Raw genomic sequence first — 328 nt, forward strand, 5'->3', positions numbered from 1 at the left:
AGCAGATCATCGAAACCACGCCCGATATCGTGGTGGCGGGGGAAGCAGCGCAAGGCTCCGAAGTCATCGAGAAACTGCGCACCTGTCAGGTGGATCTGCTGTTGCTCGACATGACAATGCCGGGCATTAGCGGCGTGGACCTGATCCGGCGCGTGCGCGCCGAGCGTCCGTCGCTGCCGCTGCTCGTGCTGAGCATCCATAACGAGGCACAGGTCGTCTCGCGCGCGTTGCGTGCGGGCGCAACGGGTTATGTCACGAAAGACAGCAACCCGGACGTACTGCTTGCGGCAATTCGGAGGCTGGCGGAGGGCGGCCGCTTCATCGACCC

1 protein-coding gene is annotated in these 328 nt (G+C 64.0%); it reads left to right on the forward strand.

Annotated elements, in window-relative coordinates; translation table 11 throughout:
- The coding region (locus EN859_RS36375; protein WP_135913687.1) for a response regulator transcription factor at positions 1 to 328 on the forward strand (328 nt) is incomplete at both ends.

The sequence above is a fragment of the Mesorhizobium sp. M00.F.Ca.ET.216.01.1.1 genome, from assembly GCF_004010325.2.
Taxonomy (GTDB): Bacteria; Pseudomonadota; Alphaproteobacteria; order Rhizobiales; family Rhizobiaceae; genus Mesorhizobium.